The sequence below is a fragment of the Candidatus Binataceae bacterium genome, from assembly GCA_035508495.1.
Lineage (GTDB): Bacteria > Desulfobacterota > Binatia > Binatales > Binataceae > JASHPB01.
In genome coordinates, this window is the sequence record DATJMX010000063.1 from 17,020 (window position 1) to 34,279 (window position 17,260).

At 62.3% G+C, this 17,260-nt stretch carries 18 protein-coding genes; 6 read left to right on the forward strand and 12 right to left on the reverse strand.

Annotated features, from left to right (window positions below; genetic code table 11):
• Positions 1-32: 32 nt before the first annotated feature.
• The 6 genes from VMA09_19015 to VMA09_19040 form a co-directional block, all read right to left on the reverse strand.
• The gene (locus VMA09_19015) at positions 33-1,496 is read right to left on the reverse strand and encodes an SPFH domain-containing protein (GenBank protein ID HUA35710.1); all 1,464 of its coding nucleotides are present in this window, start codon (positions 1,494-1,496) and stop codon (positions 33-35) included.
• A 62-nt stretch (positions 1,497-1,558) separates the two neighbouring features.
• Complete coding sequence (locus VMA09_19020; GenBank protein ID HUA35711.1) at positions 1,559-2,167, reverse strand: hypothetical protein; 609 nt, start codon at positions 2,165-2,167, stop codon at positions 1,559-1,561.
• Positions 2,164-2,688, reverse strand: a complete 525-nt coding sequence (locus VMA09_19025; protein HUA35712.1) for a helix-turn-helix transcriptional regulator — start codon at positions 2,686-2,688, stop codon at positions 2,164-2,166. Before VMA09_19025 ends, VMA09_19020 begins: the two co-directional genes overlap by 4 nt.
• Positions 2,689-2,793: 105 nt before the next feature.
• Entirely contained in the window at positions 2,794-3,444 is a 651-nt protein-coding gene (gene thpR / locus VMA09_19030) for an RNA 2',3'-cyclic phosphodiesterase (protein ID HUA35713.1), read from the reverse strand.
• The gene (locus VMA09_19035; protein HUA35714.1) at positions 3,441-4,040 is read right to left on the reverse strand and encodes a 2-hydroxychromene-2-carboxylate isomerase; all 600 of its coding nucleotides are present in this window, start codon (positions 4,038-4,040) and stop codon (positions 3,441-3,443) included. Before VMA09_19035 ends, thpR begins: the two co-directional genes overlap by 4 nt.
• Positions 4,041-4,108: 68 nt before the next feature.
• A complete protein-coding gene (locus VMA09_19040) occupies positions 4,109-4,855 on the reverse strand; it encodes a DUF3108 domain-containing protein (protein ID HUA35715.1) in 747 nt (248 codons plus the stop codon).
• Positions 4,856-5,085: 230 nt separating this feature from the next.
• Here VMA09_19040 and VMA09_19045 point away from each other — a divergent pair, with 230 nt between their 5' ends.
• Positions 5,086-5,889 (forward strand): HEAT repeat domain-containing protein, encoded by an 804-nt coding sequence (locus VMA09_19045; GenBank protein HUA35716.1) that lies wholly within the window; start codon positions 5,086-5,088, stop codon positions 5,887-5,889.
• 10 nt (positions 5,890-5,899) lie between these two features.
• Here the strand turns inward: VMA09_19045 and VMA09_19050 are convergent, their stop codons facing one another.
• Positions 5,900-7,480, reverse strand: a complete 1,581-nt coding sequence (locus VMA09_19050; GenBank protein HUA35717.1) for an alpha-amylase family glycosyl hydrolase — start codon at positions 7,478-7,480, stop codon at positions 5,900-5,902.
• Positions 7,481-7,566: 86 nt separating this feature from the next.
• Between VMA09_19050 and VMA09_19055 the strand changes: the two genes are divergently transcribed.
• Positions 7,567-8,256, forward strand: coding sequence for a phosphoribosylanthranilate isomerase (locus VMA09_19055; GenBank protein HUA35718.1), 690 nt, complete (start codon positions 7,567-7,569; stop codon positions 8,254-8,256).
• A gap of 37 nt (positions 8,257-8,293) precedes the next feature.
• On the opposite strand, the gene VMA09_19060 is transcribed toward VMA09_19055, so the two are convergent.
• Positions 8,294-8,548 carry a DUF2007 domain-containing protein gene (locus VMA09_19060; GenBank protein HUA35719.1) on the reverse strand — a complete coding sequence of 85 codons (255 nt, stop codon included), beginning with the start codon at positions 8,546-8,548 and terminating at the stop codon, positions 8,294-8,296.
• A 13-nt stretch (positions 8,549-8,561) separates the two neighbouring features.
• Complete coding sequence (locus tag VMA09_19065) at positions 8,562-9,200, reverse strand: DedA family protein (GenBank protein ID HUA35720.1); 639 nt, start codon at positions 9,198-9,200, stop codon at positions 8,562-8,564.
• 248 nt (positions 9,201-9,448) lie between these two features.
• Here VMA09_19065 and VMA09_19070 point away from each other — a divergent pair, with 248 nt between their 5' ends.
• Entirely contained in the window at positions 9,449-10,780 is a 1,332-nt protein-coding gene (locus VMA09_19070; protein ID HUA35721.1) for a citrate synthase, read from the forward strand.
• Positions 10,781-11,010: 230 nt separating this feature from the next.
• The gene (locus VMA09_19075; GenBank protein HUA35722.1) at positions 11,011-12,009 is read left to right on the forward strand and encodes a PDZ domain-containing protein; all 999 of its coding nucleotides are present in this window, start codon (positions 11,011-11,013) and stop codon (positions 12,007-12,009) included.
• 11 nt (positions 12,010-12,020) lie between these two features.
• Here the strand turns inward: VMA09_19075 and VMA09_19080 are convergent, their stop codons facing one another.
• Positions 12,021-12,827 carry an enoyl-CoA hydratase/isomerase family protein gene (locus VMA09_19080; protein ID HUA35723.1) on the reverse strand — a complete coding sequence of 269 codons (807 nt, stop codon included), beginning with the start codon at positions 12,825-12,827 and terminating at the stop codon, positions 12,021-12,023.
• Positions 12,828-13,084: 257 nt separating this feature from the next.
• On the opposite strand from VMA09_19080, the gene VMA09_19085 reads away from it, so the two are divergent.
• Together VMA09_19085 and VMA09_19090 are read left to right on the forward strand one after the other, a co-directional pair.
• On the forward strand, positions 13,085-13,333 hold the full coding sequence (locus VMA09_19085) for a helix-turn-helix domain-containing protein (protein HUA35724.1): 249 nt from the start codon (positions 13,085-13,087) through the stop codon (positions 13,331-13,333).
• 80 nt (positions 13,334-13,413) lie between these two features.
• Positions 13,414-14,220: a class I SAM-dependent methyltransferase gene (locus VMA09_19090; GenBank protein HUA35725.1), complete on the forward strand. Its 807-nt coding sequence runs from the start codon at positions 13,414-13,416 to the stop codon at positions 14,218-14,220.
• A gap of 4 nt (positions 14,221-14,224) precedes the next feature.
• Here VMA09_19090 and VMA09_19095 read toward each other — a convergent pair whose 3' ends face one another.
• Together VMA09_19095 and VMA09_19100 are read right to left on the reverse strand one after the other, a co-directional pair.
• Positions 14,225-15,538: a DUF1501 domain-containing protein gene (locus tag VMA09_19095; GenBank protein ID HUA35726.1), complete on the reverse strand. Its 1,314-nt coding sequence runs from the start codon at positions 15,536-15,538 to the stop codon at positions 14,225-14,227.
• Between the two features lie 19 nt (positions 15,539-15,557).
• On the reverse strand, positions 15,558-17,228 hold the full coding sequence (locus VMA09_19100; GenBank protein HUA35727.1) for a DUF1800 domain-containing protein: 1,671 nt from the start codon (positions 17,226-17,228) through the stop codon (positions 15,558-15,560).
• Positions 17,229-17,260: the final 32 nt, after the last annotated feature.

The window sequence follows — 17,260 nt, forward strand, 5'->3', positions numbered from 1 at the left end:
TGAGCGTAGGGAACGCTCGCTCTGAAAATTCCTCAGTTACCGCCGCCATTCGTCTTGGGGTCGACGCTTTCCTTCAGTTGCGATTCGCCATGCGTGGTGCCCTTGAGCGTCTTCACCTTGCCGAGCAGCTCGGACATCTGCATTCCGGAGAGCGCTTCGAACAGCGCCGGCACCTGCGCCGCCATCTGTGCGATGTCGCCCGTCACCTTGTGCAGCCCGACCGAATCGCCATTGCCTGTGGATACCACCGTGATGCGATCGACCTTCTGCAGCGGGCTCGCGAGCGCCCTCACGACCTCGGGCATGTTGGTGAGAAGTTTGTCGAGCACGGCGGCCTGGTTGTATTCCTGGTAGGCTTCGGCCTTGACGTTCATCGCGCGCGCTTCGGCGTCGCCCTTCTTGAAGATGATCTCGGCTTCCGCCTCGCCCTGGGCGCGAATCGCGCTCGCGTGGCCTTCCGCCTCGACCATGATCTTGGATTTCTCGGCCTCGGCGAGCGTTTGGATGCGCTGGCGCTCGATCTCAGCCCCTTTGAGCACGGTCGCAATGAGCTCCTTCTCGCGGCGCAGAATTTCGGCCTCCTGCACTTTGACTTGCTGTTCCTTTTCGACCTGCTGCACCTTGACCGCCTCGGCGATCACCTGCTGCTGCATCACGTTGGACTGGATCTCGTAGGCCTTGTCGGCCTGCGCCTGCTGACGCTTGATCAGCTCATTGTAAGTTGCGCGCTTAACGTCGAGATCGCGCTGCGCCTCGGCCTGCCGCGCCATCGAAGCTGTTTCCGCCGCGACGCGTTCCTGGTCAGCCTGCGCTTTGGCGATTGCCGACTCGCGCAGCGCGTTCGCGCGCTTGATCGCCGTATCGCGTTCCGCTTCGGCCGCGGCGACGTCGGCATCGCGCTTGATCCGCGCGATATCGGGGCGGCCCATGTTGGTGATGTATTCGTTCTTGTCGCGCACTTCCTTGATCGTGAACGAGATCACCTCGAGGCCCATCTTGTTCATGTCGTCGGCGCAGGTGGAGCGCATCCGATCGGCGACCATCTCGGGCTGCTTGACGATCTCCTCGACCGTGAGCTGGCCGATGATGCCGCGCAGATGGCCCTCCATCACGAGCCGGATGAGCGCCTCGCGATCGGGCGCAGGCTTGGTGAGGAACTGCTCGGCGGCGGTCAGGATCGATTCCGGATCGGATTTGACCTTGATTTGCGCGACGGCTTCGACCGTCACCGCGACGCCCTGCTTGGTGTAGAGATCCTGCTGCGGCGCCACGTCGAACGACATCAATTCGAGCGACAGGTCGCGGCAATTTTCGATCATCGGCAGGATCACCGTGCCGTGGCCCTTCACGACGCGGGTACCGCGAAAGCCATATACCACCAGCGCTTCATGCGGTCCGGCCTTGCGGTAGAGTTTCGCGAACACCGCCATTATCAACAGCATCGCGGCGACTGCGGTGATCACGATCACGAGAACGTCACTTGGTATGCTTGGCATATTCCACCCTTAACTTGACTCTCAGTCATATCGACCGGCTGAAGCCCGGGGCCTCAGCAGAGTTACTTTTCAGCGCGAGCGTCATCGTCGCGTGCGAAATCTTCCCAGCGCTGGACGTACGCAATTCCGTGCTCATAGCGCGTCACTACGACTTCGGTGTCGCGCGGCAGCGCGTGACCGTCCTCGCTGCGCGCGCCGCACGTATTTCGCGTGCCAGCCTGCGAGAAGATCATCTCGCCGGTGCCGCCTTCGCGGATCGGGCTGATGATCCGTCCGATCACACCGACGCGCTCGTAGTCGGCTGGATCGAGGGCGCGATCGTGCGGCAGCAAAAGTCTCACGATGAAGTTGAAGACGATCGCCGAGCCCACGAGTCCGATCGCGATCGCAAACAGCATCACGATCGCGACGACCAGCGTCGAATGGCGCGTCAGCAGGTAACCAGTGCCGCCGAACCACGCCAGGAACACCGTCACCGTCGCGAAATTGATAACCGGAAATTCCCCGCCGTGCCCCGCACCGCCGGCATGAGCGTGCGGGAGACCGGCATGCGCGCCGTGGGGCAGATGCAGATGAAGATGCGGGAGATGAATGCTGCCGCCGGCGAATGCCAGCAGGCTCAGCGACACACCGATCAGAAAGCAGGCGAGATAAAAGGCTGACCAGGTCATGACTTTGCTCTCGTTCGTTTTGGGTGCGCACCGTTGTGGCTATCCGCTGCTTTAGGCTCGGGCATCAGCACGTCGGCCAGGCGATCGAGCAGCTCGGGGGCCTCGAGGATCGCGCCCATCAGCACCAGGCACCTGCGGGTATCGCGATGCCTGGCGAGCGCGAGCAGCGCGCGGCTAACGTCGGCGTCGCCTGAAAACTGCTCCGCACCGCCAATCAACCACAGGTCAAGACGATCGTCTGTCGCGCGGAGGTCGCTGGTAAGTTCGGTGTGGTAGCCCTCGGGATCGTCGACGAGGTAGCCGGGGTGCACCTTGAAGAAGCGGGCCAGCATCATGCGCGAAGCGTTGGTCAGATGCGGCCGCGCGCCGCTTTCGATCTGCGAGAGATAGGACTGGCTGAGCCCGGCACCGAGCTCGCCCTTGAGCGCGCGGACCAGATCCTGCTGACTCATCTCGCGGCCAAGGCCGCGCAACGTGCCTTCGAGGAGGCGCAGATAGCGAAGTTTTTCGCCCAGCTTCATCGCTGCGGGTTCCTATTACTATTTGCAATTACTCTATTGCAATCCGTAATTCAAGAGGTCGGATTTCAGACCGGCGAAGAAGCCAGCGCCCTTCATCAGAAGTGGCTAGTCGCGATGTTTCAGGAGGAAGGTTGCAAGCGGTTCGTAGCGCGAGACTTGGTCGCCGAGATGGCTGCGGTAGAGCGTCAGCGATTCGATCTTCGAGATCCCGAATTCGCGATCGCGCATCGCAGTAGCGGCGGCGCGCAGACCGCCGACGTGGCGATCGTCACGCACGCGGCCGATGGTGAGATGGCCCGTCCAGCGTTTGCGCTCGCGCTCGAAGCCGCAGTCCGCGGCCGCACCTTCGACGCGGGAGGCGAGTGCGGCGAGCGTCCCCGGCTCGACGCCGTGCAGTCCGACCCACACCACGCGCGGGCGATCGAGATTTGGAAACCCGCCGGCGCCGCGCGCGAGAGTATCGAACTCGGTAGTGCTCGCCGCCACGTCGTGCAGTGCCTCGGCCAGCGGCTCGAGTTTGCGCGGATTCACCGCGGCGCCGAGAAACTTGAGCGTGACGTGCAGATTCTCGCGCCGCACCCACTTTACGCCCTCGGACGCGCGCGCGAGCTCCGAGATTGCGCCCGCGATCTCATCCTCGACGCGCGCGCTCATGCGAACCGCGATGAACGCGCGAACGCTCTCAGCGTCGTGCGGCGGAAAGTCGTCGCGCGAATGCATCCGCGCGCCGCCGCCCTCGCTCCAGCGCACGCTCACTTCGATAGTTCCCACTCGACGAGCGGCATGCGATCGTTGCCGAAGAACATCGAGCCCTCGACGAACATCGTGGGCGAGCCGAACCCGCCACGATTCATCACTTCGTCGGTGTTGGCCTTGAGCTTGTCCTTGTATTCGGGCGTCGCGATTTTCTCGAAATACTCTTTTTCGTCGAGGCCAACTTCGCGCACGATCGCGCGCAGCACGTCGTCCTTGCTGATGTCCTGGTCGTCGCCCCAGTAGCTCTCGAAGACGCGCCGCGAGTAGCGTGAAATGATCCCGTGCTCGTGCGCGACGAACGCCCCGCGCATCGCCTTCACCGAGTTGACCGGGAACACGCTCGGGTTGCCGATCTTGATTCCATAAAAGCGGGCCCAGTCCTGCAGATCCTTGACGTAGTATTTCGCCTTAACCGGAAGGGGCTTCTGGCGCGATTCATAGACCGAAGGATTAACGGTGTTGAAGAGACCACCGACGAGAATCGGCTTCCAGACTAGATTCGCGCCGTGGCGCGTGGCCACTTCCTCGATCTTCGTGAAGGCGAGATAGGTCCACGGACTCGAGCAGTCGTAAAAAAATTCGAGCTTCTTCGGCATCGCGGTTTTCTCCGTGCGGGCGTTCGATGTTCGCGAGCATGCCAGAGAGCGCGGGCGCTTATCCAGCGCTACTGCGCGCGCATCACGTGGCCGTCATCGACTTCGATCAGATCGGCGCGCACGACTCCGATAAAGGTCGCCGATTGAATCCTGAGCGGCAGACGGCGGCTGTCCGCCGAGACCCACAGGATCGTATCGCGGCCCTGGCCCTTTAAATTGCCGTCGCTCCAGTAGAGAACGTCGGGCACGATCCGCCACGCGTCGAACTCGCCGAGCGGCAGATGGACGTGCTCGCGCGCGGTCACGTCGAACGAAAACACGTAGCGCTCTGTCCCGCTGAAGACGTCGAAGTTATAGGTCTTGCCGGCCTCGAGCGGCTGCGACAGCGCCATCAGGCCGCCAGAGATCATGCCGAAGCCGTTGTCGGAGACGAACTCGCGCGAGAAGCTGCCCTTGTGATTGCGTTTTGTGATCGTAACGACACTCGACGGCCGGTTGAAATCGACGACGTATTCGTCGTGCCGCTGGTTCTCGCGTTGCAGGATGTACATCTGGTTGGGCGCGAGGCTTTGCTTGATGACATCCTCGCGGACATAGTCGCGCATCTTGAAGAAGATGTCGGCGAATTGATTGGTCTGGACCCAGCCCTCGGCGATCCAGTGCGAATCGTTGGCGCGGCTGGTGCGGATCTTAAAGCGCGCCTCGGCTGCGGGAATGCCGATCCATGAGGCCTGGAAAACGAACTGCTCGCCTTCATGGTAGGGCATCGTGCCAGGCGGATAGACGGGGACCTGCGCCTGAATTTTAGGTGGCAACGCATTGGGCGTCGCTGCAGACCGGGGCGATCTCGCATCGCGGCGAGCGCCTGAGGCGATCACACTCGCCACGCCAGCGCTGCCGAGAAACAGGTTCGCGGCCAAAAACATCAAGCAAATTGCGCATAAAATCCCAGTATGGCGCATGAATGCCGATATTAGGGCAGCAGGTTTTCTTGCAATCCCACAAATCATCGCGAATAATTTTACCGTTTGCGGAGGATCAGCAAATGATCAAGGGCAGCTATTGGTTGGGGTGCGCTGCGATTGCGGCCGCCGCTCTGGTCACACCTCGCGCGGCATTGGCTCAGTTTCAGTATGGCGGCCAGGGGCTAGGCAGCGCGATGTCGAGCAATGCGATGTCGCACCAGGGGCAAGTGCGCCCCGGTGTCGATGACATCGCGTCCCAAGCCGCGCAGGAGACACCGTTCAAGATCATCAAGGACGTAAAGCTCGGCCTTAAAGACGCCGACCCCAACGTGCGTGTTTCAGAGCTCATCAAGCTGCGCAATCTGCGCGATCCTGAAGTCGATCCGATCCTGATGCAATCGATGGCGGATCCGGACATCCGCGTGAAGATGAAAGCGATCGACATTCTCGGCGCGCGCGAGTGCAATGCATCAGTGACGCAGATGTCGCAGATGCTGTTCCTGCGCTCGACCGAACCGATCGTCAAGCTGCATCTGGTAGCGGCGCTGGGCAGAATCGGCGATAGCCAGGGCACCGTTCCGATCATGCAGTACATGGCCGAAGACCAGGATGAAAAAGCGCGCGGCACCGCGGTGTTTGCGTTGGGCGAGATCGGCAGCGATCAATGCGCGCCGCTGCTTCGCCGCGTGAGCGACGAGGATCAGAGCCAGATGGTGCGGCGGCTGGCCAACGAGGCGCTCAAGAAAGTTGACGGCGAATTGCCTACCGAGCGCGCCCGCGAAGTCGCGCAGACCGACAAGTCCAAGGATGCGCTCGAGCCTACCGATCAGAGGCTGGCGAAGATGCGCGAAGAAGCGCAGAAGATGTCGGACGCGGAACGCTAACGCTCGCCGCTCAATCCAACTCGACAATGACCGCTTCGTCGCCGGAGAGCTGACAGCCTCCGGCGATCTTTTCTCCGGCGCGACTCGCATCGGTGCTGAAAATGATCCTGCCGCTGGCTGAGATCGTCCGCGGCTCGGCAACAAAATTCAGCGCGATCAGCAGATGCTGGCCCGGCGCCTCGCGATGGAACACGAGGCACTCGTCGGGCGCGCTCGCTTCGAGCCGGAAGCCGCCTTCGTTCAGCGCGGGCAGCTCGCGCCGCATTCTGATGAGGCGGCGGTAGAGCGACAGCATCGAACGATCGTCGTTCATCTGCTGTTCGACATTCACGGTCCGATAGTCGCCGCTCGGCAACCACGTCTCAGCAGCAAAGCTGAAACCGCCATTGGCCGCATCAGACCATTGCATCGGCGAGCGGCAGCCGTCGCGTCCCACGGGATCGCGCTTGCGCTCCGCGGCCACCTTGGCGTCCGGCATACCGATCTCCTCGCCGTAGTAAATGAACGGCGTGCCGCGCAGCGTCATGAGCATCGTGACGGCGACGCGAGCCCGGGATTGCGCGTCGCCGCCGCGCGCATAGCGCGTGATGTGGCGCGGAAAATCGTGATTGGAAAGCGTCCAGGTCGGCCATGCCGCCGCGCCGAACGTGCGATGCGTGGTTGCGATCGCGTCGCGGAAGCGGCTTGCCATATAGCGGGCGAGCACGAAGCGAAAATTGAAGGCGAGATGCAATTCGTCGGCGCGCAGGTAATCGGCCAGCCCAGTTTGCTCGATCGGCCATGTCTCGCCGACAAGCACGCGATCCTCGAAGCTGTCGGAGACGCGGCGGAAGCCGCGGATAACGTCGTGAACCTCGGGCTGGTCGGTGCTGTGCAGCGGAATCTGCGTGCCGGCGGCATACCAGGGGATGTCGGGATCGGGCTCGGTGCGCATCGGATTGTCGCGGAACTGCGCGTCCTTGACCATCTGCGCAACGACGTCGATTCGAAATCCGTCGGCGCCGCGATCGAGCCAGAACTTGAGCACGTCGTGCATCGCCGCGACGACTTCGCGATTGCGGTAGTTGAGATCGGGCTGCTGGTCGAGAAACAGATGCAGATAATACTCGCGCGTGCGTTCATCGAACTTCCACGCCGGGCCGCCGAACGAGCTTTGCCAGTTGTTGGGGGCGCGATCGGGCGTGCCGTCCTTCCAGATGTACCAGTCGTGCTGCGGATTCGAGCGCGATGCGCGCGCTTGGACGAACCACGGATGCTGATCCGAAGTGTGGTTCGGCACCAGATCGACGATCACGCGGATGCCGCGGCGATGGGCCTCGCGCAGCAGGCGATCGAAGCTCGCCATATCTCCGAGATCGGGATGGATGCCGCAGTAGTCGCTGACATCGTAGCCCCAATCGCGCAGCGGCGAGGGGTTGATCGGATTCAACCAGATCGCGTCGATACCGAGCGAGCGCGGCGTGCCGTCATTGAGGTAGTCGAGCCGCGCCGTGATGCCGTCGAGATCGCCGATGCCGTCGCCGTTCGAATCCGCAAACGAGCGTGGATAGATCTGATAGAAGACCGCCCGCTGCCACCATTTGAGAGCCATCGCGAAGCCACTCCGCGCCACCTGTGAGTCTGCTCGAAAGATAGTGAAGCGGCAGTTTGGCTTCCAGTAGGGGCCATACGCTATCGTTGAAAGCGCACGCGGAGCATGCGCGCCGCATCGTGAAAGTTCAAATCTACAGCCTCACATCAGTGGCCGACGCTGTCGCGGTGGCCGACGCGGGCGCGGATCTGATTGGGGTGGTGGTGGCGGATTCCGCGGCGGTGCCAGAAGGTATCGACGCGCGAACGGCGCGCGAGGTGCTGCGCGCCGTATCGCCGCGCGCGATCGGAGTTGCGCTCACGACGCGTACCGATCCGGACGAGATCTGCGCGATGGCGGAAGCGGTGCAGCCGCAGATCCTGCATATCGCGGCGGCCGTGGTCTCGCCCGAAGAATGCGACGAAATCCGTGAGCAGATCGCGCCGATCAAGGTGATGCGCACGATCGGCGTCAAAGGTCCCGAGGCGATCCGCTGGGCTGACATTTATCAGCAAGCGACCGACTATATCTTGCTCGATACTTACGCGGGCGCGGCGTCATCGGGAGGAACCGGCAAGCCGCACGACTGGACCATCAGCAAACGCGTCGTCGAGCGCTCACGCATTCCGGTCGTGCTGGCGGGCGGCCTGGCAGCCGAGAACGTGGAAGACGCAATCCGCGCCGTACATCCGTGGGCCGTCGATTCGTTCACCAAGACCGATCTTCCAAGTCAAAGAGGCCGCAAAGACATCGCAGCGGTAAAGGCATTCATCCAGGCAGTCCGCGCCGCGCAGTGACAGCCAGTTAACTCATCAATATCAGCGGCGGGGGGTTCTACTGCTCTTCTTTTTCGATGAAACCCAGATCGGTCAGGATGCGGCGGGCTTCCTCGATGTCGTCGGCGTGGACCATCAGGCGCGACGGTATTGCGGCCGTCGTTCCCAGCATCCGCGAGGATTCTTCGTCGGTCACGAACACTTCGATGCCTTCGGCGACCAGGTAGTCGCGCGCCATCCCCGCCTGCATCGGATCGATAGCGGTGAACACTTCTTCGAGCTCGTCCGGATTCGGATGCTGCTGATCTGCCATCTGCGCCTCGGTTTCAGTCACGCGCGATCTTCGGCGCCGACATCACGCCTTTGATTCGATTATAGAGCACGGCCGCGGCGCCCGCGACCAACAGCGCCGCGATCACGCCGTCAAAGCGATGGAAGTATGGCGCGAGTGATTGCCAGTTCTGCCCGAGCTTCATCCCTGCGAACGCGAGCAAGAGGCACCATAGATATGAGCCGAGCAGCGTGTAAATCGTGAACGGCACGAGGCTCATCCGCGATACTCCCGCGGGAAACGCGATGAAGGTGCGAACTACCGGGAGGAGGCGGCTCGTGAACACCGCGTGCGGGCCCCATCGCTCGAAAAAACGGTCGGCGATTTCCAGCTCATGCGGCGCGATCAGCAGCCATTTGCCGTAACGCTCGAGAAACCATCGCCCGCCGCTCGCGCCGACGTAGTACGCGACATACGAGCCGAGCAGGCATCCGAATGCGCCTGCGATCGCGACGCCCTGAAGCCCGAAGCGCCCGGTCGATACGAGGTAGCCGGAGAACGGCATGATCACCTCGCTCGGCAGCGGGATGCATGCGCTTTCGATCGCCATCATCAGCACGACGCCGCCGTAACCAAGTGTCGCGATGGTCGCGATTATAAAGGCCGAAAGGCCGGTCATGATTTTATCGATCATCTGATTTTGACTGCGAGGAGCCGCCGTCGCGGGGGGCGCGACTCAGCCTGCCATGGCGCATGGTTGTACGCGAGCGACAGGATGCGGACAACCTGCGCCGTACCCTTGGACATGAAATCGAGTCTACTGTATTTATGTTGAACGGCATGGGTGTTCGCTTGCGTGGAGTTGTGGGGACGTGGCGCGAAGCGGCAGCGGCGGCATCTGTAGGTCCCGACTCAACAATTTTTTGGACGTAGGAAACGACGATGGCAAAGAACACGTTGACGATCACCGACAATCGCACGGGCAAACAATACGAGATTCAAGTCGAGGAAGGCGACGTGATCCGCGCCAACGACCTGCGCCAGATCCGGGTCAAGGACGATGACTTCGGCCTGATGGCCTATGACCCGGCTTTCACCAACACCGCCTCGTGCCGCAGCCGTATCACGTTTATCGACGGCGACAAGGGCATCCTGCGCTACCGCGGCTATCCGATCGAGGAGCTCGCGGAGAAGAGCAGTTACCTCGAAACCGCGTATCTGATCGTCAAGGGCGAACTGCCCGACAAGGAGCACTTCGCGCGCTGGGAGCGCAACATCAAGATCCACACGATGGTCCACGAGAACATCAAGGGCTTCCTGGAAGGCTTCCGCTATGACGCACATCCGATGGGGATGCTCGTTTCGACTGTCGGTGCGATGTCAACGTTCTATCCTGATGCAGCACAGATCCACGATCTGGAATCGCGCCGCCTTCAGACTCGGCGCTTGATCGGCAAGATGCCGACCCTCGCCGCATGGGCGTATCGGCACGTGAAGGGCCTGCCCTACGTCTATCCGGACAACGACCTCAGCTACACGGGCAACTTCCTGTCGATGCTGTTCAAGATGACAGAGGTGCAGTACAAGCCGAACCCGACGCTCGAGCACGCCCTCGATGTGCTATTCATCCTGCATGCCGATCACGAGCAGAATTGCTCGGCGAACGCGATGCGCTCGGTCGGCAGCTCGCAGCCCGATCCATACTCGGCGACGGCCGCGGCGACGGCCGCGCTCTATGGTCCGCTGCACGGCGGAGCGAACGAGGCGGCGATCCGGATGCTCACCTCGATCGGATCCAAGGACAAGATTCCCGCGATGATCAAGGCGGTCAAAAACGGCGAGCGCAAGCTCGACGGCTTCGGCCATCGCGTCTACAAGAATTACGACCCGCGCGCCAAGATAATCAAAAAGCTCGCCTACGAAGTTTTCGAAGTCACCGGCAAGAGCCCGCTTATCGATCTCGCGCTCGAGCTGGAGCGAATCGCGCTCGAGGACGACTATTTCATCAAGCGCCGGCTCTATCCCAATGTCGATTTCTATTCGGGGATCATCTACCAGGCGATGGGATTCCCGATGGAGATGTTCCCGGTGCTTTTCGCGATCGCGCGCACTTCGGGATGGCTCGCGCAGTGGGCCGAGATGGTTCGCGATCCGGAGCAGAAGATCGCGCGTCCGCGGCAGGTCTATATCGGCGAGGGATTACGTCACTACACACCGATGAGTGTGCGACCTGCACCCACACAGCGCGAAGACGCGGTAAGCGAGGCAATATAGAGCTCTCGCTGTTTACGGCTGGCAATCCCAGCCCGACCGTAATTTTCTGCGCTCGAATGTTAGCGACCACTTCGCGTTCCTGCTAAATGGAATGGTGAGGCGTCTCCTCGGCCAGATCTTCGACGCCCGAGTTTCCAACGATGTCTGGCAAAGGCGGCAAATCTGACGATCGTGGAACTGTAATCCGCGAGCTACCTCGCGACGGTTCCGCGCGCACCGGAGGAAAGGGCGTGGCGCGAAGCAACCCTACCGGCAAACTTACCCTGTATCGCGGCGGCCTCTCAGGCAGCGCCAGCCACGCGCTGACGCGCGCACTCGATCCGGCGGAGCTGGCTCGCGAGCAGGAAATGTACGCGCTCGAGGCCGCACAAGACTCCAAGGACATCGTCGCCTACCTCCACGGCAAGCCGCTTTCGTGGGAAGAAATCGAACGCCTCGCGGCCGATGAAGATGCAGCCGCGCGCGGCGAAGTTCCCCTCACGCGGCGCCACCGATGGCCGTATCGCGCAATCGCGGCTTCGATTCTTGCCGTGGGGATCGTTGGCTATGGCATAGCCGGGTTCCGTGCTCATTCACATGCAATGATCGAAAGCGCGCGGCGCGACCTCGATACGCGCACGGAACGTTCGGTCGAATTGACTGATACGATCGCGCTCCAGGCGCAGAACGACTCCGACGCGATCGCGATGTTCGTCGTGGTTCCGCCCAGGGAAATCGAGCCCGTTTCCTACAACGTCGAGCCTGCGGTCATCGAAGGCGACGTGAAGGATGCGCTGCGGATGCACGCCTTCCCGGACATCGGCGTGTCAGCCGGCTCGAGCGGTAGAGTTTACCTCGCCGGCGACGTTTACAGTCTCGATGAAGTGGCGAAGATCAAAAAGATCGCGCGCCATGTCGAAGGCGTGCGCGAAGTCCACTTCATGCATCCGAATCTGCTTCAGGCCAGTGGACCCGCGTATCTCGGCGCGATCGCGACCAACAATCCCAATATCTGGGGCGCCGTGGTTACGAACGTAATCCCGGGATCGCCCGCCGACAAGGCCGGCATCAAGCGCGGCGATATCATCCGCGAGTTCAATGGCCAGACGATTGCGGACGGCCGCACGCTCGACAGCGGTATCTCGCACTGCACGCCTGGCGATCGCGTCGAAGTCCGCGTCTATCGCGATGGCGAGGACGAGATCGTCGGCGCGCGTTTGTCGACCCGGACCCTGGTCGCCTCCCGCTAACTGTTCATTGGCTACGCCCGTTCGGCGTAGCGCGGCTTGCGCTTTTCCAGAAACGCTCGCGCTCCCTCGGTGATATAACCGGCGCGCACGCATAGCGTCTGATTGCGATCTTCGATCGCGATCGCCTGCTCGAGGCTGCCCGCATCGATCGCCATCGCGAGGCAATCCTTCGTCAGGCGGAGTCCCAGCGGCGACGTTTCGCACATCTCCTGGGCGAGCTTGCCCGCGGCTTCATCGAGCTGATCGTCGGGCACCAGTTCCGATACCAGCCCGGTCGCAAGCGCGCGCTGCGCGTTGATGAATCTGCCAGTCAGCATCAGCTCGTAGGCTACAGAGCTGCCGACCGCGCGCGGCAGGTGATAGCTCACGCCCATGTCGCAGGCGGTGAGACCTATCCTGATAAACGCGGCGTTGAACCGCGCCGACTCGCCGGCAATTCTCACGTCGCACGCGAGCGACAGCGCAAATCCTCCGCCGGCCGCGGGTCCACGCACTGCCGCGATAAACGGCTGCGGCAAGCGCCGAATCGCAACGACCAGGTCGCTCATCCGGCGCTGAGTCTCGATCGTGCCGGTCGTCGAGGATCCGAGCTCGGTGCCGCCTCGATTCTGTTCTTTCAAATCAAGACCGGCGCAGAACCCGCGGCCTGCGCCGCGCATGATCACGACGCGGGCCTTGGGGTCGGAATGCATCTGGCGCAGGAACTGCTCGAGGTCGGTGACCATTTGTGCGCTGAGCGCATTCAGATTGTGAGGGCGGTTAAGGGTGAGCCATACGATGGCGCCGTCGGATTTCACGTCGAGCGTTTCAAAGGCCATTTAGGACATCCTCCGTTGATTTTGTCATCACAGAACAACTTTCTGAGTGCGCGAGTCCAAGCGGGACAAGATTGTTTTCCACAAACCCTCGCTTATAGACGCTCGCGCGCGCTTAGACTATTTAATAATGCAGGGTTGACTTGTGCACGTATTGACATCCGGTCGAATGCCATGAAGTCTGGATGTTGGTTTTAGCATCAGCATTCAATCTGTTGTTGGGATTGGCTGAAGATTTACCGTCGCGGGGGAGAATTGCGATGGAGTCGAATGGGGAAATCCTGACGATTGCGGAGCTTGCGACGCATTTGCGCGTCCATCCTACCACGATCTACCGTTTACTGCGTGAGGGGCGCATTCCTGGCTTCAGAGTCGGAAGCGCATGGCGGTTCAGTCGTGGCGCGATCGAAAAATGGGAACGAGGGCAGCTTGGCGCGCTCGATTTCGAGCCGATGCCGGTTGCGATGCCGAAACCGCGCGGCAAGCGGGCCCGCAAGTCGCGCAGGTAGTCGACGTCGGCTTGCTGCTCAGCCCTGCCCTGGGTCCAATTCCAATCTAACGTTCAATCGCCCGACGTTAAGGGGTGGCGATGGCCGATGACGCTCCATCTTCGCCGGTGCGGGGCGATCGTCGGCGCACTGCGGAGTACTTCACACGCCTGGCCGGAACGTATGGCGATGGACGCTACTACGAGGCGCGCCGCCGCGCGGTCGTCGATGCGATCGCCGCTGAGATCCGCGATGCGGGCGCAGTCCTCGACCTCGGATGCGGCAACGGCAACTACCTCGCCGAGTTTGCCAGGATTCGCGGCGCGCACGGGCTCGCCGGCGCCGATCTCACATTCGACATGTTGCTCGAAGCTCGCGAGCGCGCGCCCTCCGTCAACGCTTTCGTACGCGCTGACGTGACCGCGCTGCCACTCGACGACGAGAGCTTCGATATCGTGTTCTGCAGCCACGTCCTGCCGTTTATCCCCGAGCTCGATAGTGCTGTCGGCGAGATATCCCGCTGCCTGCGCGCGAACGGAATGCTCATCGCCACGCTGCCCGGCGACAGTATCGCGCGCCGCGAAATCGAACGGCTGCTTGGCGCCGAGCGCTACGAGCAGTTCGCGCAGCTCGTGTTCCGCCGCGTGCGCCGCGGCGTCGAGACCCAGAGCGAGAACGATCGCTATCGAGCGACGTTCGCGCGCGTCGGTCTACGCTTCGAGCAGCGCGACGCACCGTTTACGATCACGTGGCAGGATGTCGATGAATGGATTCGCATCCGATGGTTCCCCGTGATGGAACCGTCGGACCATCCGATCGTTGACAAGATACTGGCTGAAATCGCGGCCAGCGCGCGAGATCGAAGGCTAACGCTCGTCGAGCCGCTCGTTATCGGTAGAAAATCGTAGCCCCTTACGCCCTGAGCAATCCCGAAACGTTACCCTGCGTGCGCGGCGCATCCGGGAACACCGCGGCAAGTTGCGGCGGCTGCAAGCCCATATGCTCGCGCAGCACGACGCTCAGCGGTTCGCGAAAATCCGTCGTCACCGCGAGGTCCCGCTCCTGGTATAAACTGCCAGTGGACAAACCCGGCCAGCGACCGTAAACCTTGCCGCCGCGCACCGGTCCGCCCATCACCCACATCACGTTGCCGTGCCCGTGATCGGTCCCGCCATTGCCGTTCTCATGCATCGTGCGGCCGAACTCCGAGATCACGACGATAACGGTCTCTTGGTAGGCGGGCCCGAGCGCCTTGGCGAAGCTCGAAAGCCCGTCGCCTAAAGGCTTGAGATGCCCGGCGAGCTGGCCGTTGCCCGCGCCTTCGCTGACGTGCGTGTCCCATCCGCCGAGCGCCATGAATGCGACGCGGATCGTCGGGTCGCGTTGAATCAGCCGCGCGAGGCGATCCGTGTCATCGGAAAATCCCTGCGGCGAGGGCGCGCCGTTGTTGGCCTCAGCCATGTCCTGCGCGAGCTCAGCCGTCAAGCGCTGCCGAGCTTCGCGCCCCTCGCGATAGGCGCGGCTCAAAGGATCGCTGCCGATATAGAGCCGATCGAAAGCGCTCTCGACCACCGGCCGATCGAGCGGCATCGGACGCATCGCCGCACGTCCGCTCTGGATATTGGCGACCGCCACGCGGCCTTCGAGAATTCGCGGCACAGTAGGCCCCAGGCTGATCGCATCGGTCGGCGCGTGCGCACCCGGCATCTGGCCGAGGGCGCGATTGAGCCACCCATCCTGCGTCGATTTGATGCCAGGCGTGCCGCTTTCCATGTAATCCTGAGCGTCGAAGTGCGATCGCGTCGGATCCGGCGACCCGCACGCATGCACGAACGCGAGCGTGCCGTCCTTCCACGGACCTTCCATCGCGGCGAGCGCAGGGTGAAGCCCGAAGTAGCCGTCGAGATCGACGACACCGCCCTGCCCTCCAGTGCGGCCCACCGCGATCGTCGGGCGCGCGTCGTAATAAGCGGATTCGCCGTGAGGAACGACGACGTTGAGCCCATCGACGGCACCGCGCAGGAAAACGACGACCAGCCGGCGCCGCGGTCCCGACGAATCGAGAGTGCGCGCGGCCCACGCGGATCTGCTCAGCAGCACGATTCCCGATGCCGAGAGAATCGCGGTACGGCGCAAGAAGGCGCGGCGGCTGAGCGGCTGCTCGACGCGCGGCGCGCACCCACCGCATCCGATTTCTTCGAGTTCCTTTTCGTCGATTGGTTCCATGGCTCAGGCGCCTCGAAAACTAGCGCTTCATAAATTCCGGACTGCCGAGTACGAGCGCCGCGCGCAGCTGTGGCGGCGCGGTCTCGACCGCATTCGCAGTGTTTGGCGAGAGCCCGCCGCCCATCGCGGAGGTAACCGCCGCGGGATCGACCGGATCCATCTTCACGTGGTTCGCGCCACCGAAGTTAACCCCCTTGTAGCGCCCATTCTTCGACACGACGCTCGGCCCCGACGCGCCGTCCTCCTCTTCGAAGGGAGGATTGAGCAGCGGCAAGTTGCCATTGGCGAGCGCGGTCGCAAAGCTGAGCCGCGTCATCATCGCATCGGGATTGAGCCACGCTTCCTGCGTCATGTCGTAGCCGTTCGGCGTCTGGCATCCGTAAAGCGGCATCCCAAGAAGCTGAATCGTGCCGTAGAGCGGACGAAAATTGATAACCGGAACGGCTGTCGCCCGCACTGACGAAACCACGTACTCATACGGCGTCTTGAACTTCGCCGCATAGTAGCGCGGATCCCAGAATTCACTGCTGGTGAACATCAACTCGAGCACGGCCCGGATGTCGCCGTCGGTCGCGAGGTAGCGCTGCGACATCCTATGCACGAGAGCCGGCGGAGGATTATCGGCGACAAAATATTGCGCGAGCTGAAAACTCAGATGCTTGGCCGTCTGCGGGCTGCGCGCCAGGATGTCGAGCGCTTCTTCGCCCTCATGCTCGCCTGCGCCCTCGATCGTCTGCCCGAGGAAATACTTGGGGCCCGGATCGTGTCGCGATGCGTCGAAGTGAAAGCCGCTTGGATCAACACGCGCAGGCATCTGCCCCTCGCGCGCCATCTGCCGGCGCCGGAATAAGAAGCCGAAGCCGCGCGGCATCAAGCCCGGCGGAAACATCTGCTGATCCGTCTGCGCGCGCCGCATGCCACCGCCACCGCCTCCGCCGCCACGTCCCGGAGGCAGCCCCCATCCCGTGAGGATATGCGCGAGCGCGATAACGTCCTGCTGCGAGTAGCCGCCATTGACGCCGAGCGTATGCAGCTCCATCAGCTCGCGCGCGTAGTTTTCATTGATACCGTCGAACTTGCCCTTGGCGCCCGGACTGTTGGGCGCGGTGTTCTGCCAGTTGTCGAGGTAGAAGAGCATCGCCGGATGATGCGCAGTCGCGCCAAGCAAATCGCGAAACCGGCCCATCGTATGCGGGCGAATCGCCTGCTCCTCGAAAGCACCCGTCCAGACCATGTCGAGGCCTTTGCCGGCAAAGATATTAAAGTGATTGAACCAGAACGCGGTCATCACTTCCTGGAGCTGGCGCGGGCCGAAAATCGCGCGATAGAGCCGCGCCTCGACCGCCTCGCGCATCACGACCCGCTCCTTTAAGCGCTCGTCCTTGGTCGCGCCCTTGAGATCGGCCTTGTCGCCGCCCGCCTGCTTCGCCTCGCGCCGCGCCTGCATCAGGGGCTTCTGATATTCGACGAACAGATCGACCGGGCTCATGTGTAGTGTCGAGTAGGTGCGGATCTGGTCGATGAAAACCTGAGGAATCTCGATGGATTCGGGATGCAGTTGCTGCTGAACCCACCTGTCGGCGCCGACCGAGTCGACGCGCTCCAGATCGCCCGGCCGTGGCCCGAAGGCAAGCCGGTTCAGGACGTGAAGCGAGCGGTCCTGCCGCGGAATTGTGCTGGCTTCGAGCACGAGACTTCGTCCATTGAATATGTACGATGGAA